Here is a 20,035-nt window from a genome sequence, read left to right on the forward strand (position 1 = left end):
GCAGGTCTCCTTCAGTTTCTAAAAGGCCAGAGATGGAAGAAGCGGCGGATGCGCCGCCACACTTCGGCGAGCCCGTGCGGCTCGAACACCAGGAAGCCCACGATCAAGAGGCCGAACACGACCGTGCGCACGGGAGACAGGAACACCGTCATCTCGGTACCGCCCGGCAGCAGGTCGAACACGAGCTTGAGCACCTCGGGCACCAGCGTCATGAACACCGCGCCCAGGATGCCGCCCAGGATGGAACCCATGCCGCCGACGATGATGGCCGCCAGGAAGAAGATCGACATCAGCAGCGGAAAGCTCTCGGGCGTGACCACGCGGAAGAAGTAGGCCCACAGCCCGCCCGCCACGCCCGCGTAGAACGAGGACAGCCCGAACGACAGCAGCTTGGTGCGCAGCAGCGGGATGCCCAGCACCTCGGCCGAGATGTCGCGGTCGCGGATGGCGATGAAGGCCCGGCCCACGCGCGTGCGGAACAGGTTGGCCGCGCCCAGCACCATGAGCAGCATCACCGGCACGATCAGCCAGTAGATGCGGAACGAGGTGTCCAGCGGCAGGCCGAACACGGTGGCGGGTTGGAGCGACAGGCCGGTGGTGCCGCCCGTGAACTTCAGGTTGGCGAACAGGAAGTGCGCGATGAACGACGCCGCGATGGTGGCGATCGCCAGGTACAGGCCCTTCACGCGCAGCGAGGGGATGCCCACGACGATGCCGCCGACCATGGCCACCACCCCGCCGGCAAAGATGTTCAGCAGGAAGGGCGTGCCCCAGCGCGCCTGCAGGATGGCCACCGTGTAGGCGCCCAGGCCCATGAACGCGGCCTGGCCCAGGCTCACCAGGCCGGTGTAGCCCGTCAGGATGTTGAGGCCGGTGGCGCTGGCCACGTTGATGGCCACCAGGCAGGCCAGGTAGAGCCAGTAGTCGCTCGCGATGAAGGGAAACAGCACGAGCAGCGCGGCGCCGATGGCGAGCCAGACCTTCTGCGTGCGCGAGTCGAACAGCGCCGCGTCGGCGATGTAGCTTTGCTTGAGGGTGCCGATGCGCATGGCCTAGAGTCTTTCGATCTCGTGCGTGCCGAACAGGCCGTAGGGCCGGATCATCAGCACGAACACCAGCACGATGAAGGTCGCCAGCAGCTTGTATTCCCCGCCGAGGAAGGCTCCGGCCAGCGCTTCGATCAGCCCGATCAGCAGCCCGCCGACCAGTGCGCCCAGCACGCTGTCGAGTCCGCCCACGATCACCACCACCAGCACCGACAGCCCGAACACGCCCATCGACGAGGAGATGCCGCCGATGGCGCCGACCACGATGCCGGCGACGGCCGCGATCATGGCCGAGGCCACCCAGGCCAGCAAGAACACGCGCGGCACGTTGATGCCCATCATGGTGGCCGCGCCCTGGTCCGAGGCGGTGGCGCGCAGCGCCACGCCGCCGCGCCAGAAGCGGAACAGCAGCAGCACCAGCACGATCAGCACCAGTGCGGCCAGTGCGCCGTAAGCCACCTTGGGCGCGAGGAAGGCCTCGCCCACCATCACGGGCGCGGTCGGGAAGAACTCGGGCAGCCGGCGCTGGTCCGCTGTCCAGATGATCTCCACCAGCCCCACCAGGATGGACGCCAGCCCTACCGTGACCATGAACACCGAGATCGGCGGCTCGCCCAGCAGCGGCCGGATCATGGTGCGCTCGACCACCGCGCCCAAGAGGCCCGTGCCCAGCACCGCGCCCAGCACGGCCAGCCAGATGGGCAGCGCCATGGTGGTGGCGAACGCGAAGAACAGGTAGGCGCCGACCATCAGCATCTCGCCGATGGCGATGTTGACCACGCGTGTGGCCTTGTAGACCAGCACGAAGGCCAGCGCCGCCAGCGCATAGAGCCCGCCGCCGGCGACGCCGGTCAGCGCGATCTCGAACAGGTAGGCCCAGTCCATCATGCCGTGGCCGCCGCGCCGCGCAGTTTGCTGCGCAGGGTGCTCACGTCACCCGCACCCAGGTAGGCGCGCACGACATCCGGATTGGCCTGCACTTCGTCCGGCCTGCCCTGCGCGATCACCTGCCCGAAGTTCAGCACCACCACGTGGTCCGACAGGTCCATCACCATGGCCATGTCGTGCTCCACCATGAGCACGGTGATGCCCCACTCGCGCCGCACGTCGAGGATGAAGCGCGCCATGTCTTCCGTCTCCTCGCGGTTCATGCCGGCCACGGGCTCGTCGAGCATCAGCACCTTGGGCTGCATGGCCAGTGCGCGGGCCATCTCCACGCGCTTCTGCAGGCCGTAGGGCAGGGCGGCGACCGAGGCGTGGCGGATGTGGTCGATCTCCAGGAAATCGATGATGCGTTCCTCGACATCGCGGCGCAGTTCGGCCTCTTCGCGGCGCGCGCGGCCCAGGTAGAACAGCGCGTCGAACACATTGGTCTTCAGGTGCGCGTGGCGGCCCAGCTTGATGTTGTCCAGCACCGTCATGCCGCGGAACAGCGCGATGTTCTGGAAGCTGCGCGCCAGGCCCATCGCTGCGCGTTTGGGCGCCGGCACGCGGGTGATGTCGGCGCCCTCGAACTCCACGCTGCCCGCCGATGGCCGGTAGAAGCCCGAGATGGTGTTGAACAGCGAGGTCTTGCCCGCGCCGTTGGGCCCGATCACGGCGGTGATGCTGCCGGGCTGCACGTCGAAGCCCACGCCGTTCAGTGCCTTCACGCCGCCGAAGCCCAGCGTCAGCGCCGCCACGCGCAGCACGGGTGCGGTGGCGGCGGAAGGCGCTGTCGGCAAGGCGGCGTTCATGGAGACTGGTGTACGGGTTATTCCTGCAGCCGGCGGGCTACTCGTCCGTAGAATTCCTACCCACCGGTAACGCGCGATCTTCGTGACAAGCTGTCACGCGCGGCATCGGGAAATACCATGAGCACCACGCCGCGCCGCCGCACCCCCCGGGCCATCGCCTCGCCCTGGCTGGCCGGCGGCACGCGCGTGGACCAGCGCGAGAAGAAGCGCCAGGCCGTGCTGCAGACGGCGGCGCGGCTGTTCAACGAGCGGGGCTTCCACGCCACCTCGCTCGACGACATCGCCGAGCGGCTGCATGTGAGCAAGCCCACGCTGTACTACTACGTCAAGAGCAAGGACGACATCCTGCTCGAATGCGTGCGCGCCGCGCTGGCCCTGATGCAGCAGGGCATTGCCGAGGTGCGCCAGCAGGGCGGCCGTGCGCTGGACCAGCTGCAGGCCTGCATGCGCAGCTACGCGGCCATCGTCATGGACGACTTCGGCCAGTGCGTGATCCGCATCGGCGAAGACCCGCTGCCGCCGCCGCTCAGGAAGGAATTGCGCCGGCTCAAGGCCGGCATCGACCACGAGTTCCGCCGGCTCGTGGCCGAGGGCATCGCCGAGGGTTCGCTGCAGCCCTGCGACCCCAAGCTGGCGGCCTTCATGCTGGCCGGCGCGCTGAGCTGGATCGGCCGCTGGTACCGCCCCGACGGCAGCATGGCGCCCGAGCAGATCGCCGAGCAGGGCATCGCGCTGCTGCTGGGCGGCGTGCTGGCGCCCCGGCCTCCCACTTCCGCGCCACGTCGGCGCGCACCACGAAAGACATCCGCATGACCCAGGACGACGCCCCCCTGCTGATCGGCCGCGAAGGCGCGGTCGCCACGCTGCGCTTCAACCGACCGGCCGCGCTCAACGCGCTGGACGTGCCCATGGCCGAGGGCTTCCTCGCCGCCGTGCGCGACATCGCCGCCGACGGGAGCGTGCGTGCCGTGCTGCTGTCCGGCAGCGGCAAGGGCTTCATGGCCGGCGGCGACCTGGCCGTGCTGCAGGCCGATCCGCAGGGCGGTGCCAAGGCCTTGATCGGCCCGCTGCACGAGGCCCTGGTGGTGCTGGCCGGCATCGACGCGCCCGTGGTGGCCCAGGTGCACGGCGTGGCGGCCGGCGCCGGCCTGTCGCTGATGCTGCAGGCCGACTTCGTGCTCGCGGCCGAGGGCACGCGCTTCAACCTGGCCTACGTGAACATCGGTGCCAGCTGCGACGTGGGCGCCTCCTGGGCGCTGCCGCGCTGGGTCGGCCTGCGCCGCGCGCTGGAGATCGCCATGCTGGGCGACATGCTCGATGCGGCGGCGGCGGAGCGCATGGGTCTGGTCAACCAGGTGCTGCCAGCCGAGGGGCTGCCCGCGGCAGCCATGGCGCTCGCGCAGCGGCTGGCGAACGGCCCCACGGTGGCGCTGGGACAGCTGCGCCGGCTCATGCGTTCCAGCTTCGACCGCGCGCTGCCCGAGCAGCTCGATGCGGAATCGGCCGCCTTCCAGGTCTGCGCCGCGACGGAGGATTTCCGCACCGGCGTGGACGCCTTCTTCGCACGCAGCAAGCCTGCCTTCCAGGGCCGCTGAAACCCGCCGACCGTCCGCGGCTCAGGCCGTCCAGAGCTTCTCGTAGCCCTGCTGTTCGAAGCGGTCGATCATGGCCTGCATGAACAGCCGCACCTTGGAGGGCAGGTGCCGCCGGCTCTGGAAGGCGAAGTTGATCGTCAGGCGCGGCAGGTCCCAGTCGTCCAGCACCGGCACCAGCCTGCCGGCGGCCAGATGCTCCTGCACGATGTACCTGGGCTGCACCAGGATGCCCATGCCCGACAGCGCGGCCTGCACCACGATCTGGCCGTCGTTGGCTTCCAGCAGCGGCTTGACCACCACCTCTTCCCGGGCCTCGCCCTGGCGAAAGTCCAGGCGGTGCGGGTCGACGGCGTGGGTGTAGATCAGCATGCGGTGCGCAGCCAGATCGCCGGGCGTGCGCGGCCGGCCGTGCCGCTCCAGATAGGCGGGCGCCGCGGCCAGGATGCGCCGCGTGGCCGCCAGCCGGCGGATGGTGATGTTGGAGTCCGCCTCGAACTGCCGCGTGCGGATGGCCAGGTCGATGTTGTTGTCGATGATGTCGTAGTAGCGGTTGGCCGCCACGACCTCGACCGAGACCGCGGGGTAGCGCTGCGTGAACTCCGGCAGCAGCGGCGCGATGTGCAGCAGGCAGAACGAGAGCGAGGCGGTCACGCGCAGCACGCCCGTGGGGTTGGCGGTCGACTCGGTGACGGCGTCCTCGGCCTCGCGCAGGTCGGACACGAGTGAGCGGGTGCGCCGGTAGAACTCGGTGCCGGCATCGGTCAGCTGCAGGCGCCGGGTGGTGCGCTGCACCAGCCGCACGCCCAGGTGCTCTTCGAGCGCGAACAGGTGGCGGCTGGCCGCCGAGGTCGACATGCCCAGCGCCTCGGCCGCACGGGTCAGGCTCCCGGTCTCCGCGACCTGCACGAACAGGCCCACCGATGCAAAACGGTCCATGGTTATTTTCCCGATTCGCGGGAAAGAATTTCCCAAAGTTGGGCTTTTTTGCCGCGCGGCGCGAATCTACCATCTGCCCATGATCAAGCACATCGTCATGTGGGACGTTCGCGGCGACACCCCCGCCGCCAGGCAGGAGGCGGCCCTGTTCCTCAAGGGCCGCTTCGAGAGCCTGGTGGGCGCCATCCCCGGCATGGCGCACCTGGAGATCGGCCTGGACTGCAGCCGTGTCGACTACGCCTGCGACGTGGTGCTGTATTCGGAATTCGAGTCGCAGCAGGCGCTGGACGCCTACGCCTCCCACCCCGCGCACTTGCGCGTGCGCCAGGAGCTGGAGGGCATGCGCATCGCGCGCCACCAGGTCGACTACGCCAGCGGCGCGGCCCGCTGATCCCGCCACGCCGTTTTTCAGCCACACGGTCGCCAGCCGACCGCCACAACACGAGAGACAAGCATGACCGCCACCACCCTGCCCACCCTGCGCCTCTTCCACGGCCCGGCCATCGCCCTGGCTTTGCTCGCGGCCGGCACCTGCGCGCTTGCACAGGACCGCTACCCCAGCAAGCCCATCCGCGTGATCGTGCCCTTCCCGGCCGGTACGGCGCCCGACGTGATGGCGCGCTACTGGGGCGACCGCGTGTCCAAACAGCTGCAGCAGCCCGTGGTGGTGGAGAACAAGGCCGGCGGCTCGACCATCGTCGGCACGCAGGCCGTGGCCAACGCGCCCGCGGACGGCTACACGCTGCTCTACACCGCGAGCGGCACGGTCACCATCAACCCCTTCGTCTACAAGAAGCTGCCCTACCAGGCGCAGGACCTCGTGCCCATCACGCGCATGCTGTCGATCCCGCTGGTGGTCTCGGTGTCCAGCCAGTCGCCCTACAAGACGGCGGCCGACCTGATCAAGGACGCCAAGGCGCGGCCCGGCAACGTGAGCTACGCCTCCTACGGCGTGGGCACCGTGCCGCACATGTCCATGGCCTACTTCGCCAACAGCGCGGGCCTCAAGCTCAACCATGTGCCCTACCGCGACGGCGGCGTGACCGACCTCATCGGCGGGCGGGTCGACACGGCCTTCTCGCCCATCGCCGACGTGTTGCAGCACATCCGCGCGGGCAAGATCCGGCCGCTCGCGGTGTCCAGCCCGCACCGGCTCGAATCGCTGCCGCAGGTGCCGACGGTGGCCGAGGCCTTCCCCGGCTTCGAGGGCGATTCCTGGCACGGCCTGTTCGCGCTCAAGGGCACGCCGCAGGCGGTCATCGATGCGCTGGGCAATGTGTCGCGGCAGATCGCCGCGTCCGACGACTACCGCCGCTTCCTGGCCGAACAGGGCCTGGTGGCCGTGGGCGGCAGCTCGGCCGATTTCGTGCAGGTCATCGACGCAGAATCGAAGCGCTGGGCCAAGGTCGTCAAGGACAACGACATCACGCTCGAATGAACCCCTCCTTCCTCTCCCAACGCATCCACCACCCATGAAGAACCTCGACGTCGTCGCACTCTGCGGCAGCCTGCGCCGTGCCTCCCTCAACCGCCGCGCGATCCGGCTGGCGCAGGAGGTCGCACCCGCCCACATGGCCATCGAAGAACTGGACTGGCGCGCCGTGCCCATCCTCGACGCGGACGAACTGGCGCACGGCTATCCCGCGTCGGTGGCGGCGCTGCGCGCGCGCATCCGAGCCGCCGACGCGGTGCTGATCGCCACACCCGAGTACAACTTCAGCATCCCCGGCGGCCTGAAGAACCTGATCGACTGGCTGAGCCGCGGCGAGGACCAGCCCTTCAATGGCAAGCCCGTCGCCATCGTGAGCGCATCGCCGGGCCCGCTCGGCGGCGCGCGCGTGCAGTACGACCTGCGCAAGGTGCTGCTGTTCGTCAACGCCATGCCGCTGGTCAAGCCCGAGGTCTTCATCGGCGGGGCGGCCGCGAAGTTCGACGCCGAGACCGGCGCCTGCACGGACGCGACCACGCGGGACTTCGTCACCCAGCAGATGGCCGCCTTCGCGCGCTGGACCGAGGCCGTGCAGAGAATGCAGGGCGACACCCCCGCCGCGCGAAGCTGACAGCGCAGGCCGGCAGGGCGTGGTGCCACGCGACTTCAACGAACAGGAGACTCCCATGGCCATGCGCCAACCCGACACCGGCCCCGGCGGCCTGCCGTACTTCCAGGAGGACAGCTCGGCCGAGGTCGTCAACGCCCGCATGGGCGAGGACATCTCGCCGCGCCTCAAGCAGGTGATGGGCACCCTGGTCCGGCACCTGCACGCGGCCGTCAAGGAGATCGAGCCCACGCACGAGGAGTGGCTGGCCGCCATCCAGTTCCTGACCGCCACGGGCCAGATGTGCAACGCCTGGCGGCAGGAGTACATCCTGCTGTCGGACGTGCTGGGCGTGTCGATGCTGGTCGATTCCATCAACAACCGGCGGCCCAGCGGCGCCACGCCCAACACCATCCTGGGCCCCTTCTTCGTGGACGGTGCGCCGCGCCACCCGCTGGGCGCCGACATCTGCCGCGATGGCAAGGGCGAGCCGATGGTGGTGCGCGGCCGGGTGGTGGACACCGCCGGCCGGCCCGTGGCCGGCGCCATGCTGGACGTGTGGCAGACCAACGACGACGGCTACTACGACGTGCAGCAGCAGGGCATCCAGCCCGAGGGCAACCTGCGCGGCGTGTTCGAGGCCGATGCCGACGGCCGCTACTGGTTCAAGTCGGTCAAGCCGCGCCACTACCCCATTCCCTCGGACGGGCCGGTCGGACAGCTGCTCGGCCGGCTGGGCCGCCACCCGAACCGCGCGGCGCATTTGCACTTCATCGTCACGGCGCCCGGCCACCAGCCGGTCATCACGCACATCTTCACGCCCGACTGCCCCTACCTGGGCGAGGACGCGGTGTTCGGCGTCAAGCGCGAGCTGGTCGCCGACTTCCAGAAGGTGGACGACGCCGACGAGGCGCTGCGCTACGGCATGGCGGCGCCGTTCTGGCGCGTGGACTGGGACTTCGTGCTGGCGCCCGCGGTGGGCGTGGCCTCGCGCGAGGAACTGATCGGCCGCATCACGGCAGGCTGAGCCTGCGGCTTCAGTCCAGGAGCTTGAGCCGCTGCACCTTGCCCGAGGGCCCGCGCGGCAGCTCGGCCACGAAGCGGAACTGCGCCGGCGTCTTGTAGCGGCCCAGCCTGTCCAGGCAGAACGCGCGCAGCGCCGGCTCGTCGCAGGCCATGCCCTCGCGCAGCACCACGCAGGCCAGGATTTCCTGGCCATAGTGCTTGTCGGGCACGCCCACGGCTGCGGCCTCGAGCACGGCCGGGTGCTGCAGCAGGGCCTCGTCGATCTCGCGCGGTGCGATGTTCTCGCCGCCCTTGATGATCAGTTCCTTGATGCGGCCGGTGACGAAGAAGAAGCCGTCGGCTTCGCGGTGGCCCAGGTCGCCCGTGCGCAGCCAGCCGTCCGGCGTGAAGGCCGCGGCCGTGGCCTCGGGGTTCTTGTAGTAGCCGCGCATCACGTTGGGCCCGCGGATCGCGATCTCGCCACTGCTGCCATCGGGCACCGGTTGCAGGTCCGCATCGATCACGCGCGCCTCGCAGCCGCTGGCTCGGCCCACCGCGCCGAGCTTGCGCAACGCCGGCGCCAAAGGGTTGGAGAACGCGGGTGCCACCGTCTCGGTGAGCCCCATGGTCTCGATCACGCCGATGCCGAACTTCTGCTCGAAGCCGCGCAGGTGCTCGGGCGGCAGCGCCGCCGAGGCCGAGCGGCAAAAGCGCACGCCGTCCGTGGCGCCGGGAGGCGGCGCCTCGCCTTCGAGCAGGAAGGAGATGATGGTCGGCACCACGTTGATCCAGGTGCAGCGCTGCGCCTGCACCTGCGGCCAGAACGCGGTGGCGGAGAAGCGCGGCGCGATGGCCACGCTGCCGCCGTGCGCGAGCGGGGCCAGCATGGTCACCGCGAAGGCGTTGATGTGGTACAGCGGCAGCACACCCAGCACGCGGTCGGCAGGGCCGAGGCCGTGCTCGGTGGCGATGGCCTGCGCGTTGGCCGCCAGGTTGGCCTGCGTCAGCATCACGCCCTTGGGCCGGCCGGTCGTGCCCGAGGTGTACATCAGCAGCGCGGTGGCCTCGGGGGCGGGCGGCGCCACCGCGTCGGCGGCCGCGGGTATCTCGGCCGCGGCGGGGTCGACCACCTGCAGCGCGACCGGCCGCGCGATGCCGTCCAGCAGCGCGCGCACGCGTGCCTCCCAGTCCGGGGCGACGAACACGAGCTTGCAGTCCGAGTGCTCCAGCACATAGCGCATCTGCTCGGGCTGGGACAGCAGGTTGACCGGGTTGACGCAGCGGCCGCCGTACATGGCGCCCAGCAGCAGCAGCAGGGTCTGCAGGCCGTTGGGCATGACGAAGGCCACGGTGTCGCCAGCGGCCACGCCGGCACGCTCCAGCAGCGCGCAGGTGGCGCGGCAGTGCGCGCGCAGGGCCGCGAAGTCGACGCTGCGGCCGTCCTCGCAGCCCAGCGCGTAGACGGCGTCGGGCCGGGTGGCCGCCTGGTGCTCGACCAGCGCGAACACCGTGCCGGGCGGGGCGGGCGTGCTCATCAGGCCGCCCCGTACTTGTCGAAGAAGCTGCCGAAGATCTCGCGCTCGCTCGGCACCTGCTCGGGGATGGGCCGCGACACGCGCGTGATGTTGAGGTAGTGGCGGTAGTTCATGTTGTCCGAGAAGTTGTTGCCGCCCCAGGTGCCGCAGCCCATGGACAGCGAGAACGGCAGGCCGTTGTCGAAGCTGCCGCCCGTGGCGATGCAGTGCGCCTGGTTCAGGATCACGCGCGCCACCGGCAGCTGCTGGCCCAGCACCAGCGCGCGCTCGGGCAGCATGGTGTGCAGGCCCACCGAGTGGCCCGCGCCCTGGTAGGCGTAGAGCTGGCGGACGGTGTCGGCCGCCTGCGCGAAGTCGGCCACGCGGTACAGCGCGAGCACCGGGCTGAGCTTCTCGCCCGAGTAGGGGTGGCCGTCGCCGAAGCCGTCTTCCTCCACGACCAGCATGCGCGGCTGGCCGGCGGCGATGGCCTGCCACGCGCTGCGGCCCGCGCCTTCGCGCGTGGCCATCTTCTCGGCGATGCGTGCGGCCGACTGGCCGATGGCGGCCGGCGACAGCTTGCCCTCGGGCCACATGAACTGCTGCAGCTCGGCCTTGCGCGCCGCGTCGAGCAGCACGGCGCCGCGCGCCTGCAGCGCGGCCAGCAGCGGCGCGGCCGCGCCGGCCACGGCCACCAGGCTGTTCTCGGACGAGCAGCTGGTGGCGTTGTCGAAGGTCTTGGACAGCACGATGCGCTCGGCGGCCAGTGCCGCATCGGCGCTCTCGTCGACGATGCTGGCCACGTTGCCCGCGCCCACGCCGAAAGCCGGCGTGCCGCAGGTGTAGGCCGCGCGCACATTGGCCTGCGAGCCGGTGGCCACGACCAGGTCGCACTGGCGCATGAGTTCGTGGGTGGAGGCCTTGTCGACCGGCGCCGGCAGGCATTGCACGAGGTCGCGCGGCGCGCCGATGCGGTCGAACTGCGCGTGGATGTGCGCGATGAGTTGCGCGCAGGTGCTCCAGCCCTTGGGCGAGGGCGCCGCGATCACGGCATTGCGGCCCTTGAGCGCGTTGATGATCTTGTTGGCCGGCGTGGCCGCGGGGTTGGTCGAGGGCGTCACGGCGCAGACCACGCCCACGGGCCGCGCGATCTCGGTGATGCCCTTCTCGGCATCCTCGTGGATCACACCCACCGAGCGCGCGCCCTGCAGGTCGCGCAGCAGGCCCAGCGTCTTGCGGTGGTTCTTGCGGATCTTGTCGTCCACGTTGCCGATGCCGGTGTCGGCCACCGCCAGCTCGGCCAGCGCGCGGTTGCGCGCCGGCTCCATGATGGCCCAGCCGGCCGCGGCGACGAGCTCATCGACGCGCTGCTGGTCGTAGCCCTCGGCCAACTGCTGCGCCGCGCGTGCGCGCGCCACGAGCGCGGCCACGGTAAGTGCCGCGGGCGAGTTCCTCTCTGCGTTCATCTGCATGTCATTCCACCTTGATGCTGGCGTCGCGGGCCAGTTTGGCCCATTTGCCGAGTTCGCTGTCCACCGTCTGCGCCAGCGCTGCCGGCGTGCCGCCCACGCCCTCGCTGCCTTGTTCCAGCAGTCTGGCCTTGATCTCGGGCTCCTGCACGATCTCGTTCAGCAGCCGGTTGAGCTTCTCTGCCACGGCCTTGGGCGTCTTGCTCGGCACGAACATGGCGTACCAGGAATCGACCTCGAAGTCCGCCACACCGGCCTCCTGCATGGTCGGCACGTCGGGGAAGGCGGCACTGCGCTTGCGCGTGGACACCGCCAGCGCCTTGAGCTTGCCGGCCTTCACGTGCGCGGCCGCGGCCGGGATCGACACCCACAGCAGCGGCACCTGCCCGCCCAGCACGTCGGTGACGGCCGGGCCGCCGCCGCGGTAGGGGATGTGCGTCATCTGGATGCCGGTGCGCAGCTTCATGAGCTCGCCCGCCAGGTGGCCCGGCGAGCCGTTGCCCACCGTGGCGTACGACAGCGTGCCGGGCTTGGCCTTGGCCAGCGCCAGCAGCTCGGCCACCGTGCCGGCGCCGAACTGCGGATGGGCCACCAGGATCTGCGGCAGCGAGGCCACGGTGCCGACGGGATCGAAGTCGCGCGCGGTGTCGAACGGGATCTTGGCGTAGATGGCCGGATTGATGGTGTGCGAGGACAGCGTGAACAGCACGGTGTAGCCATCGGCCGGCGCCTTGGCCACGAGCTCGGTGCCGACCAGCCCGGCCGCGCCGCCGCGGTTGTCGATCACCACGGGCTGGCCCAGCAGGGCCTGGAAACGCGGCTGCACGATGCGCGCGATCACATCGGTGCCGCCGCCGGGCGGGTAGGGCACGAGGAACCTGACGGGCTTGTCCGGGTAGCCCTCGGCGCGGGATGCCCAGGGAAGCAGCGCCGCTGCGGCGCCTGTGGCCAGGTTCAGGCAGCAGGCCCGTCGGCCGCGTTGGATGGTTTCCATGCTGTTTGTCTCCGGTGTGTCTCTGACGGACGTTGGAATGGCAGCGTCCCTGCCGCCTGCGGGCAGCCCAGCATGTGGCTCGCTTCGCGGGCACAGGCCAGGAGCATCTCGGAGAGGGCGCGCGACTGCGCGCGCGCAAAACGGATGGAGGGCACGCTCATGCCGACCGCCACCACGGCCTGGCCGCGCGCGTCGAACACCGGCGCGCCCAGGCCGCACACGCCGGTGCGCCATTCCTCGCGGTTCTCGGCGAAGCCGCGCCCGCGCACGCGCACCAGCTCGGCCTGCAGCGCTGCGTGGTCGGTGATGGACTTGGGGGTGTGGGCCACGAGCGGCCCCAGCAGCGCGCGCAGGCCCTCGGCATCGGGCTGCTGCACGGCCAGCAGGGCCTTGCCCGAGGCCACGCAGTAGGCCGGCGCGCGGCCGCCGATGCGCGAGTAGGCGGCCACAGGCAGCGGGCTGTCGAACTTGTCCAGGTACAGGATCTCGGCGCCGTCCAGCGCCGCCAGGTGGATGGTCTCCCCACTGGCCTGGGCCAGCCGGGCCAGCAGCGGGCGCAGCAGGCCCGGGATGTCGGCCGCCGCGCCGGCCTGGGCGCCGAGCTCGAACAGCTTCATGCTGGCGCGGTAGCTGCTGGTGGCCGCGTCCTGCGTGGCCCAGCCGCATTCGACCAGGGTCTGCAGCGTGCGGTGCGCGTTGCTGCGCGGCACGCCGAAGGCCTGGGCCACTTCGGTGACGCGGCATGCGCGCCCGGCGCGTGCGAGCCATTCGAGCACGGCCAGGCCCTTGGCGAGTGTGGAGTCCATGTGGTTCTAATATGTAGAACGTCGTTTGAAAGTTTGGAACAATGTAGTTCCATGGGCCGTGGCCCGTCAAGCCGTGGGCGGGGACAGGCCGCTGGCTATAGTCGCCCGATGGCCAAAGACAAGTCGATCTACACCTGCAGCGAGTGCGGCGGCACCAGCCCCAAGTGGCTGGGCAAGTGCCCGCACTGCGAAGCCTGGAACACGCTGGTGGAGACCGTGGCGCAGCCGGCCGCCAGCGGCAGGAACCGTTTCGCCGCGCTGGCGCCCGCAGCCGAGCTGCAGGTGCTGGCCGACATCGAGGCCAGCGAGGTCGCGCGCACACCCACCGGCCAGGAGGAACTGGACCGTGTGCTGGGCGGCGGCATCGTCGATGGCGGCGTGGTGCTGATCGGTGGCGACCCCGGCATCGGCAAGTCCACGCTGCTGCTGCAGGCGCTGGACGCGCTGCAGCGCAGCGGCATGCCCACGCTGTACGTGACGGGCGAGGAGAGCGGTGCCCAGGTCGCGCTGCGCTCGCGCCGCCTCGGGCTGGACAACAGCCAGGTGCCGGTGCTGGCCGAGACGCAGCTGGAAAAGATCCTCGCCACGCTGGACGCGCGCAAGCCCGGCATCGCCGTGATCGATTCGATCCAGACCGTCTACAGCGAGCAGCTGACCTCAGCACCCGGCTCGGTGGCCCAGGTGCGCGAATGCGCGGCCCACCTCACGCGTGCGGCCAAGTCGTCCGGCACGGCCATCGTGCTGGTCGGCCACGTGACCAAGGAGGGCGCGCTGGCCGGTCCGCGCGTGCTGGAGCACATGGTCGACACGGTGCTGTACTTCGAGGGCGACACGCACAGCAGCTTCCGCCTCGTGCGTGCGATCAAGAACCGCTTCGGCGCGGTCAACGAGATCGGCGTGTTCGCGATGACCGAGAAGGGCCTGAAGGGCGTCAGCAACCCCAGCGCGATCTTCCTGAGCCAGCATGACGAGCCGGTACCGGGCAGCTGCGTGCTGGTCACGCTGGAGGGCACGCGGCCCCTGCTGGTGGAGATCCAGGCCCTGGTGGACGACGGTGGCCCCAGTCCGCGGCGCCTGTCGGTCGGCCTGGACCGCGACCGCCTGGCCATGCTGCTGGCGGTGCTGCACCGCCACGCGGGCGTGGCCTGCCTGGACCAGGACGTGTTCGTCAACGCCGTGGGCGGCGTGCGCATCGCCGAGCCGGCGGCCGACCTCGCGGTGCTGCTGGCCATCACGAGCAGCCTGCGCGGCAAGCCCTTGCCCAAGGGCTTCGTGGCCTTCGGCGAGGTCGGCCTGGCGGGCGAGGTGCGGCCCGCGCCGCGCGGCCAGGAGCGGCTGCGCGAGGCGGCCAAGCTGGGCTTCTCGGTGGCCGTGGTGCCCAAGGCCAATGCGCCCAAGAAGCCCATCGAGGGGCTGACCATCCACGCGGTGGACCGGGTGGACGAGGCGGTGGCGGTGTTGCGCGAGGCCTAGAGGAAGCGCGCCGGCATCGCGTCCACGAACGGAAAGTACTGAAACCAGGGCCTGGCTTGCTGCAACACCCGCTGCACGGCGGGCCGTTGCAGCAGCCGCTCGAAGTACGCGTGCAGCTGCACCAGCTCCGTGGGCGGCGGCTCCACGATGAAGGTGTAGAACAGCGCCGGCAGCGCTGCGCAGTCGGCCAGGCTGAAGCCCTCGCTGGCGAGCCAGGTGCGGCCTGCCAGCTGCCGCTCGAACAGCGGATAGGTGCGCTGCACCGCCGCGCGCGCGTCGGCCACGCCCTTCGGGTCGCGTTCGGCCTCCTGGCGCAGGCGGTCGCCGACGATCTTCTGCAACGGGCCCTGCAGGTCGTTGTCGCAGATGCGGTCCCACAGCCGCACCTGCAGCCGTGCATCGGCCTCGGCCGGCAGCAGGCCGGCGGCGCCGGCCTGCTGCTGGGCCAGGTACTCGATCAGGATGGTGGACTCGGGCATCACGCGGTCGCCGTCGTGCAGCACCGGGAAGCGGCAGGGCGGCCACAGCGCCTGCAGCACGGCGCGGTCGTCGGCGCTGCCCAGGTTGACCTGGCGCGGCGTGAACGGCGTGCCGCTGTCGTACAGCGCGATCAGCGCCTTCCAGCAGTACGAGGACAGGGGGTGGTAGTACAGGGTCAAGGCCATGGCGGCGTCCTCCACCGCCCCATGCTACCCAGGGTCGTTCGGTGCCGGGCGACAATCGCAGCATGAATTTCCAGAGGATCCTGATTCCGGCCCTGGGCCTCATCGCCCTGTTCTTCGCCTGGCGCAACTACGGCTTCGGCGGCATCGCCCTGGTGGCCGGCGCACTGGTCATGTGGGGCATGCTGCATGTCACCCGGATGATGCAGGTCATGAAGCGTGCGTCCGACCGGCCGATCGGCTTCGTCGGCAGCGCCGTCATGCTCAACGCCAAGCTCAAGCCCGGCCACACCCTGCTGCACGTGGTGGCCATGACGCGCGCGCTGGGCCAGCTGCTCAGTCCCAAGGACGAGCAGCCCGAGGTCTACCGCTGGACCGATGCGGGCGGCTCCTACGTCGATTGCACCTTCCAGGGCGGCAAGCTCGTGCAATGGCAGATGACGCGGCCGCAGCCCGAGGCCGAGGCGCCGCCGGCCGCGCCGTAAAATCCGCCGCTTTTGCCCCACGGCAGCTTCCCAACAAAAAGGATTCGCGCACCATGAGTCTCATCCCCCCCGCGCCCTCCATGGCCGACCGCGACGGCAAGATCTGGATGGATGGCCAGATGGTCGACTGGCGCGACGCGAAGATCCATGTGCTGACGCACACGCTGCACTACGGCTGCGGCGCCTTCGAGGGCGTGCGCGCCTACAACACCGTGGACGGCACGGCCATCTTCCGGCTGCAGGAACACACGCAGCGCCTGTTCAACAGCGCCAAGATCCTGCGCATGCAGATCCCGTTCACCCAGGAGCAGTTCAACCAGGCCCAGCTTGATGTCGTCCGCGAGAACCGACTGGAAAGCTGCTACCTGCGCCCGCTGGTCTGGATCGGTTCGCAGAAGCTGGGCGTGAGCCCCAAGGGCAACACCATCCACGCCATGGTCGCGGCCTGGGCCTGGGGCGCCTACCTGGGCGAAGAGGGCATGAAGCGCGGCATCCGCGTGAAGACCTCCAGCTACACGCGCCACCACGTCAACATCACGATGACGCAGGCCAAGGCCGTCAGCAACTACAGCAACTCGATCCTGGCCAACATGGAGGCCGTGGACGACGGCTACGACGAGGCCCTGCTGCTGGACGCCTCGGGCTTCGTCAGCGAAGGCGCGGGCGAGAACGTGTTCGTGGTCAAGGACGGCGTGGTCTACACGCCCGACCTGTCGGCCGGCGCACTGAACGGCATCACGCGCAACACCGTGCTGCACATCTGCAAGGACCTCGGCATCGAGCTCGTGCAAAAGCGCATCACGCGCGACGAGATCTACATCGCCGACGAGGCCTTCTTCACGGGCACGGCCGCCGAAGTCACGCCGATCCGCGAACTCGACCGCGTGGAACTTGGCAAGGGCTCGCGTGGCCCCATCACCGAGAAGATCCAGAGCGCGTTCTTCGACATCGTGAACGGCCGCAATCCCAAGTACGCCCACTGGCTCACCAAAGTCTGATCCCCATGAGCACCACCGCCACCATCGAACTGCTGGCCAAGGACCTGAACCCCCAGGGCGGCGTGTTCTGCCCTGCGCCCAAGGCCGGCATGCAGCTGTGGAACACCCACCCCAAGGTCTACCTGGACGTGGCCAAGACCGGCGCCGCCAAGTGCCCGTACTGCGGCACCACCTACCAGCTCAAGGCCGGTGAGCACTTTGGAGCCGGGCACTAAGACCCGCTCGCTCGTCATCGCGCCGCAGTGGATCGGCGATGCGGTGATGACGGAGCCGCTGATGCTGCGGCTGCACCAACGCGGTGAGCGGCTCAGCGTCGGCGCGCTGCCCTGGGTGGCGCCGGTCTACCGGGCCATGCCGCAGGTGGCCGAGGTCATCGAGTTCCCGTTCCAGCACGGCGGCCTGCAGTGGCAGGCGCGCCGCGCCATGGCGCGCCAGCTGCGCGGGCGCTTCGACACCGCCTACGTGCTGCCGAACTCGGCCAAGAGCGCGCTGCTGCCCTTCCTGGCCGGCATCCGGCGCCGCATCGGCTACCACGGCGAGATGCGCTACGGCCTGCTCACGCAGCGGCTGCCCAACCCCCCGCGCGATGAGCGTCCGCCCATGGTGGGCTTCTACTCGGCGCTGGCGGGCGAGCGCGGCACCGAGGCCGACCGGCCGCGGCTGCTGCTGCCACCGGCGCAGATCGACGCGGTGCTGCAGGCCCATGGCCTGGCGCGCCGCGGCTTCCACGTGTTCGCGCCGGGCGCGGAGTTCGGTTCGTCCAAGCGCTGGCCGCCCCAGCATTACGCCGAGCTGGCGGCCGGCCTGGCGCTGCCCGTGCTGCTGCTGGGTTCGGGCAAGGAGCATGCGCTGTGCGAGCAGATCGCCCAGGCCGCACCGGGCCGCTGCACCAACCTCGCGGGCAAGACGGCGCTGCTCGATGCCTTCGGCCTGATCGCCGCGGCCCACAGCGTGGTCAGCAACGACTCCGGCCTGATGCATGTGGCGGCTGCCTTCGGCACACCGCAGGTCGCGGTGTACGGCTCCACCAGCCCCGAGCACACGCCGCCGCTCAGCGATGCCGCCACCGTGCTCTGGCTCAAGCGCGACACCGCCTACCAGCCGCCGCTGGACTGCGCCCCCTGCTTCCAGCGCGAATGCCCGCTGGGCCACAACCGCTGCATGGTCGACATCCGGCCCGCGCGTGTGGCCGACGTGCTCGCTACCATCGCCTGAACTTCTTTCGGGAGACCGGCCATGCGCCATGCATTCCTGGGCACGGAACTGCCCATCATCCAGGCCCCCATGGCCGGCGTGCAACGCAGCCGCCTGGCCGCGACGGTCTGCGCGGCCGGCGGCCTGGGCTCCCTGCCGGGCGCCATGTTCGACGCGACGGGCCTGCGCACCGAGCTGCAGGCCCTGGCCGCCCAGGCGCGCGGACCGTACAACGTCAACTTCTTCGTGCACCAGCCGCCGGCGCCCGACGCCGCGGCCGAGGCCCGCTGGCGCGAACGGCTGGCCCCGTACTACGCCGAGCTGGGCATCGATCCCGCCGGCGTGCCGGCGGGTGCCGGCCGCCAGCCCTTCACGCCCGCCATGGCCGAGGTGCTGGAGGAGTTCAAGCCGGCCGTGGTCAGCTTCCATTTCGGCCTGCCGGCGCCCGAGCTGCTGGCGCGTGTGAAGGCCTGGGGCGCCCAGGTCTGGTCCTCTGCCACCACGGTGGCCGAAGCCGTCTGGCTGCAGCAGCACGGGGCCGACGTGGTCATCGCCCAGGGCCTGGAGGCCGGCGGCCACCGGGGCCACTTCCTCTCGCAAGACCTGGGCCTGCAGAGCGGCACCATGGCGCTGTTGCCGCAGATCGTCGATGCGGTCTCGGTGCCCGTGGTCGCGGCCGGTGGCATCGCCGATGCGCGCGGCGTGCAGGCCGCGCTGGCGCTGGGCGCCGCGGCCGTGCAGGTGGGCACGGCCTACCTGGGCTGCGACGAGGCCGAGACCAGCGCCCTGCACCGCGCCGCGCTGCGCGACCTGGCGGCGCCGACCGAACTCACGCGGCTGTTCACGGGCCGCCCCGCGCGCGGCATCGTCAACCGCCTCATGCGCGAACTCGGTGCGCTGAGCCCCGATGCGCCGGCCTTCCCGACCGCGACGGCGGCGCTGGCCCCCTTGAAGGCCAAGGCCGAGGCGCAGGGCCTGACCGATTTCACCTCGCTGTGGTCGGGCCAGAACCGCAGTGGCTGCGGCGAGCCCAGCGCGGCGAAGCTGACGCGGGCACTGGCCGGACTCTGAGCCCGCAGGCACGGGCATGGACACCCGGCAGATGCGCTGCGTGGTGGCGATCGCCGAGACCGGCAGCCTCACGCGCGCGGCCGTGCGCCTGGGCCAGGCCCAACCCGCGCTGACGCAGACGCTGAACCGGCTGGAGGCCGATCTCGGCGCCAAGCTGTTCGAGCGCAGCCGCCGCGGCGCCGCGTTGACCGAAGCCGGCCAGGCCATCCTCGACGACCTGCGCGCCAGCCTGGCGCATGGCGACGCCGCCACCGAACGCGCGCGCGCCATCGGTGCCGGCCGGGCCGGCCGCCTGCGCATCGGCTTCGTCACGCACGCCGTCTACGAGGTGCTGCCGCGCGCGCTGCGCCGATTGCGCGCCGCGCACCCGCAGCTGGACGTGGTGCTGTGCGAGATGAGCAACGCCGAGCAGGTGGCGGCGCTGGAGGGTGGGCGCATCGACGTGGCGCTGCTGCACCCGCCGGTGTCGGTCAACGCGCGCGTGCATGAACTGCCGCTGGGCAGCGAGACCTTCGTGGCCGCGCTGCCGGTGGCCGATGCGCCGGCCGACGGCGCGCCGGTGTCGCTGGCCGACATCGCGCGGCACGGCCTGGTGTGGTTTCCCGAGCAGCAGATCCCGGCCCTGCGCGCCCGGCTGATGAGCGCATTCCGCAGCGCCGGCCACGAGGTGCGCGTGGTGCAGGACGCCAACCGCACGCTCACGGTGCTGGCCTGCGTGGCCGCGGGCCTGGGCTGGTCGCTGCTGCCCAGCTCGGTGCGCGCACTGCAGCACGAGGGCGTTCGCTTCGCCGAGGTGCGCGAGGTTGCGGCGCTGCCCCGGTTCGAGTTGTCCGCGCTGTGGCGCATGCGCTCGCGGCCGGGGTTGGCCGACCTGTTCGCCGAGATGCTGGCTTCCTAGGATGTCGGTTCACCGACCCTGACCCGGCCGTCGCCGAGCGCGTGTTCGACGCAACCACGACGATGCAGCAGACCGACGCCACCGCGGTCGAGGCGGTGGCGGCGCAGGGGCGATCGC

At 70.7% G+C, this 20,035-nt stretch carries 22 protein-coding genes; 13 read left to right on the top strand and 9 right to left on the bottom strand.

Translation table 11 applies throughout. The features are described from left to right. Window positions 1-11: 11 nt before the first annotated feature. The 3 genes from ASF45_RS27580 to ASF45_RS27590 are packed head-to-tail and all read right to left on the bottom strand — an operon-like array spanning window position 12 to window position 2,782. A complete protein-coding gene (locus ASF45_RS27580) occupies window positions 12-1,049 on the bottom strand; it encodes a branched-chain amino acid ABC transporter permease (protein ID WP_056671215.1) in 1,038 nt (345 codons plus the stop codon). A gap of 3 nt (window positions 1,050-1,052) precedes the next feature. Next, window positions 1,053-1,934 (bottom strand): branched-chain amino acid ABC transporter permease, encoded by an 882-nt coding sequence (locus ASF45_RS27585; protein WP_056671217.1) that lies wholly within the window; start codon window positions 1,932-1,934, stop codon window positions 1,053-1,055. Then, on the bottom strand, window positions 1,931-2,782 hold the full coding sequence (locus tag ASF45_RS27590) for an ABC transporter ATP-binding protein (RefSeq protein WP_056671219.1): 852 nt from the start codon (window positions 2,780-2,782) through the stop codon (window positions 1,931-1,933). The genes ASF45_RS27585 and ASF45_RS27590 overlap by 4 nt, the downstream gene beginning before the upstream one ends. 117 nt (window positions 2,783-2,899) lie before the next feature. Between ASF45_RS27590 and ASF45_RS27595 the strand changes: the two genes are divergently transcribed. Then, window positions 2,900-3,595, top strand: coding sequence for a TetR/AcrR family transcriptional regulator (locus ASF45_RS27595; RefSeq protein ID WP_056671220.1), 696 nt, complete (start codon window positions 2,900-2,902; stop codon window positions 3,593-3,595). After that, window positions 3,592-4,377, top strand: a complete 786-nt coding sequence (locus ASF45_RS27600) for an enoyl-CoA hydratase/isomerase family protein (protein ID WP_056671222.1) — start codon at window positions 3,592-3,594, stop codon at window positions 4,375-4,377. Before ASF45_RS27595 ends, ASF45_RS27600 begins: the two co-directional genes overlap by 4 nt. Window positions 4,378-4,398: 21 nt before the next feature. Here the strand turns inward: ASF45_RS27600 and ASF45_RS27605 are convergent, their stop codons facing one another. Further along, window positions 4,399-5,313: a LysR family transcriptional regulator gene (locus tag ASF45_RS27605; protein ID WP_056671224.1), complete on the bottom strand. Its 915-nt coding sequence runs from the start codon at window positions 5,311-5,313 to the stop codon at window positions 4,399-4,401. Between the two features lie 79 nt (window positions 5,314-5,392). On the opposite strand from ASF45_RS27605, the gene ASF45_RS27610 reads away from it, so the two are divergent. The 4 genes from ASF45_RS27610 (at window position 5,393) to ASF45_RS27625 (ending at window position 8,376) form a co-directional block, all read left to right on the top strand. After that, window positions 5,393-5,704 carry a Dabb family protein gene (locus ASF45_RS27610; RefSeq protein ID WP_056671226.1) on the top strand — a complete coding sequence of 104 codons (312 nt, stop codon included), beginning with the start codon at window positions 5,393-5,395 and terminating at the stop codon, window positions 5,702-5,704. A gap of 63 nt (window positions 5,705-5,767) precedes the next feature. Then, window positions 5,768-6,751, top strand: coding sequence for a tripartite tricarboxylate transporter substrate binding protein (locus tag ASF45_RS27615; RefSeq protein ID WP_056671228.1), 984 nt, complete (start codon window positions 5,768-5,770; stop codon window positions 6,749-6,751). 34 nt (window positions 6,752-6,785) lie between these two features. After that, window positions 6,786-7,373 carry an NADPH-dependent FMN reductase gene (locus ASF45_RS27620; RefSeq protein ID WP_056671231.1) on the top strand — a complete coding sequence of 196 codons (588 nt, stop codon included), beginning with the start codon at window positions 6,786-6,788 and terminating at the stop codon, window positions 7,371-7,373. Between the two features lie 55 nt (window positions 7,374-7,428). Next, complete coding sequence (locus tag ASF45_RS27625; RefSeq protein WP_082551312.1) at window positions 7,429-8,376, top strand: intradiol ring-cleavage dioxygenase; 948 nt, start codon at window positions 7,429-7,431, stop codon at window positions 8,374-8,376. A 10-nt stretch (window positions 8,377-8,386) separates the two neighbouring features. Here ASF45_RS27625 and ASF45_RS27630 read toward each other — a convergent pair whose 3' ends face one another. The 4 genes from ASF45_RS27630 to ASF45_RS27645 are packed head-to-tail and all read right to left on the bottom strand — an operon-like array spanning window position 8,387 to window position 13,137. Next, the gene (locus tag ASF45_RS27630) at window positions 8,387-9,889 is read right to left on the bottom strand and encodes an AMP-binding protein (protein ID WP_056671233.1); all 1,503 of its coding nucleotides are present in this window, start codon (window positions 9,887-9,889) and stop codon (window positions 8,387-8,389) included. Then, a complete protein-coding gene (locus ASF45_RS27635; RefSeq protein WP_082551337.1) occupies window positions 9,889-11,334 on the bottom strand; it encodes an aldehyde dehydrogenase family protein in 1,446 nt (481 codons plus the stop codon). The genes ASF45_RS27630 and ASF45_RS27635 overlap by 1 nt, the downstream gene beginning before the upstream one ends. A 7-nt stretch (window positions 11,335-11,341) precedes the next feature. Further along, window positions 11,342-12,331: a tripartite tricarboxylate transporter substrate binding protein gene (locus ASF45_RS27640; RefSeq protein ID WP_056671237.1), complete on the bottom strand. Its 990-nt coding sequence runs from the start codon at window positions 12,329-12,331 to the stop codon at window positions 11,342-11,344. Then, a complete protein-coding gene (locus ASF45_RS27645; protein WP_056671239.1) occupies window positions 12,292-13,137 on the bottom strand; it encodes an IclR family transcriptional regulator in 846 nt (281 codons plus the stop codon). The genes ASF45_RS27640 and ASF45_RS27645 overlap by 40 nt, the downstream gene beginning before the upstream one ends. Window positions 13,138-13,245: 108 nt before the next feature. Between ASF45_RS27645 and radA the strand changes: the two genes are divergently transcribed. Further along, a complete protein-coding gene (gene radA / locus ASF45_RS27650) occupies window positions 13,246-14,610 on the top strand; it encodes a DNA repair protein RadA (protein WP_056671240.1) in 1,365 nt (454 codons plus the stop codon). Here radA and ASF45_RS27655 read toward each other — a convergent pair. Next, window positions 14,607-15,275, bottom strand: a complete 669-nt coding sequence (locus ASF45_RS27655; RefSeq protein WP_056671242.1) for a glutathione S-transferase family protein — start codon at window positions 15,273-15,275, stop codon at window positions 14,607-14,609. The two genes, radA and ASF45_RS27655, sit on opposite strands and share 4 nt — an antisense overlap. Window positions 15,276-15,337: 62 nt before the next feature. Between ASF45_RS27655 and ASF45_RS27660 the strand changes: the two genes are divergently transcribed. From ASF45_RS27660 to ASF45_RS27685, 6 genes are read left to right on the top strand one after another with little or no spacing between them, the layout of a single operon-like run. Then, on the top strand, window positions 15,338-15,757 hold the full coding sequence (locus ASF45_RS27660; RefSeq protein WP_056671244.1) for a hypothetical protein: 420 nt from the start codon (window positions 15,338-15,340) through the stop codon (window positions 15,755-15,757). Window positions 15,758-15,810: 53 nt separating this feature from the next. Further along, the gene (locus ASF45_RS27665; protein ID WP_056671246.1) at window positions 15,811-16,755 is read left to right on the top strand and encodes a branched-chain amino acid transaminase; all 945 of its coding nucleotides are present in this window, start codon (window positions 15,811-15,813) and stop codon (window positions 16,753-16,755) included. Between the two features lie 5 nt (window positions 16,756-16,760). Beyond that, window positions 16,761-16,970, top strand: a complete 210-nt coding sequence (locus ASF45_RS27670) for a zinc-finger domain-containing protein (RefSeq protein WP_056671248.1) — start codon at window positions 16,761-16,763, stop codon at window positions 16,968-16,970. Beyond that, window positions 16,945-17,970: a lipopolysaccharide heptosyltransferase II gene (waaF, locus tag ASF45_RS27675; protein WP_082551313.1), complete on the top strand. Its 1,026-nt coding sequence runs from the start codon at window positions 16,945-16,947 to the stop codon at window positions 17,968-17,970. Before ASF45_RS27670 ends, waaF begins: the two co-directional genes overlap by 26 nt. A 21-nt stretch (window positions 17,971-17,991) precedes the next feature. After that, complete coding sequence (locus ASF45_RS27680; RefSeq protein WP_056671250.1) at window positions 17,992-19,020, top strand: nitronate monooxygenase family protein; 1,029 nt, start codon at window positions 17,992-17,994, stop codon at window positions 19,018-19,020. Between the two features lie 16 nt (window positions 19,021-19,036). Further along, entirely contained in the window at window positions 19,037-19,918 is an 882-nt protein-coding gene (locus ASF45_RS27685) for a LysR family transcriptional regulator (protein ID WP_056671252.1), read from the top strand. The last annotated feature ends 117 nt before the right edge of the window (window positions 19,919-20,035 follow it).

Source organism: Pseudorhodoferax sp. Leaf265, from assembly GCF_001422365.1.
Taxonomy (GTDB): domain Bacteria; phylum Pseudomonadota; class Gammaproteobacteria; order Burkholderiales; family Burkholderiaceae_C; genus Pseudorhodoferax.

Bases quoted from the DNA above. Each gene is read 5' to 3' on its own strand.
- ASF45_RS27585 (WP_056671217.1), bottom strand. From the start codon at position 1,934: ATGATGGACTGGGCCTACCTGTTCGAGATCGCGCTGACCGGCGTCGCC.
- ASF45_RS27635 (WP_082551337.1), bottom strand. From the start codon at position 11,334: ATGAACGCAGAGAGGAACTCGCCCGCGGCACTTACCGTGGCCGCGCTC.
- ASF45_RS27630 (WP_056671233.1), bottom strand. From the start codon at position 9,889: ATGAGCACGCCCGCCCCGCCCGGCACGGTGTTCGCGCTGGTCGAGCAC.
- ASF45_RS27685 (WP_056671252.1), top strand. From the start codon at position 19,037: ATGGACACCCGGCAGATGCGCTGCGTGGTGGCGATCGCCGAGACCGGC.
- ASF45_RS27645 (WP_056671239.1), bottom strand. From the start codon at position 13,137: ATGGACTCCACACTCGCCAAGGGCCTGGCCGTGCTCGAATGGCTCGCA.
- ASF45_RS27640 (WP_056671237.1), bottom strand. From the start codon at position 12,331: ATGGAAACCATCCAACGCGGCCGACGGGCCTGCTGCCTGAACCTGGCC.
- ASF45_RS27590 (WP_056671219.1), bottom strand. From the start codon at position 2,782: ATGAACGCCGCCTTGCCGACAGCGCCTTCCGCCGCCACCGCACCCGTG.
- ASF45_RS27670 (WP_056671248.1), top strand. From the start codon at position 16,761: ATGAGCACCACCGCCACCATCGAACTGCTGGCCAAGGACCTGAACCCC.
- ASF45_RS27615 (WP_056671228.1), top strand. From the start codon at position 5,768: ATGACCGCCACCACCCTGCCCACCCTGCGCCTCTTCCACGGCCCGGCC.
- ASF45_RS27625 (WP_082551312.1), top strand. From the start codon at position 7,429: ATGGCCATGCGCCAACCCGACACCGGCCCCGGCGGCCTGCCGTACTTC.
- ASF45_RS27595 (WP_056671220.1), top strand. From the start codon at position 2,900: ATGAGCACCACGCCGCGCCGCCGCACCCCCCGGGCCATCGCCTCGCCC.
- ASF45_RS27660 (WP_056671244.1), top strand. From the start codon at position 15,338: ATGAATTTCCAGAGGATCCTGATTCCGGCCCTGGGCCTCATCGCCCTG.
- ASF45_RS27620 (WP_056671231.1), top strand. From the start codon at position 6,786: ATGAAGAACCTCGACGTCGTCGCACTCTGCGGCAGCCTGCGCCGTGCC.
- ASF45_RS27655 (WP_056671242.1), bottom strand. From the start codon at position 15,275: ATGGCCTTGACCCTGTACTACCACCCCCTGTCCTCGTACTGCTGGAAG.
- ASF45_RS27610 (WP_056671226.1), top strand. From the start codon at position 5,393: ATGATCAAGCACATCGTCATGTGGGACGTTCGCGGCGACACCCCCGCC.
- ASF45_RS27605 (WP_056671224.1), bottom strand. From the start codon at position 5,313: ATGGACCGTTTTGCATCGGTGGGCCTGTTCGTGCAGGTCGCGGAGACC.
- ASF45_RS27665 (WP_056671246.1), top strand. From the start codon at position 15,811: ATGAGTCTCATCCCCCCCGCGCCCTCCATGGCCGACCGCGACGGCAAG.
- ASF45_RS27580 (WP_056671215.1), bottom strand. From the start codon at position 1,049: ATGCGCATCGGCACCCTCAAGCAAAGCTACATCGCCGACGCGGCGCTG.
- ASF45_RS27680 (WP_056671250.1), top strand. From the start codon at position 17,992: ATGCGCCATGCATTCCTGGGCACGGAACTGCCCATCATCCAGGCCCCC.
- radA (WP_056671240.1), top strand. From the start codon at position 13,246: ATGGCCAAAGACAAGTCGATCTACACCTGCAGCGAGTGCGGCGGCACC.
- ASF45_RS27600 (WP_056671222.1), top strand. From the start codon at position 3,592: ATGACCCAGGACGACGCCCCCCTGCTGATCGGCCGCGAAGGCGCGGTC.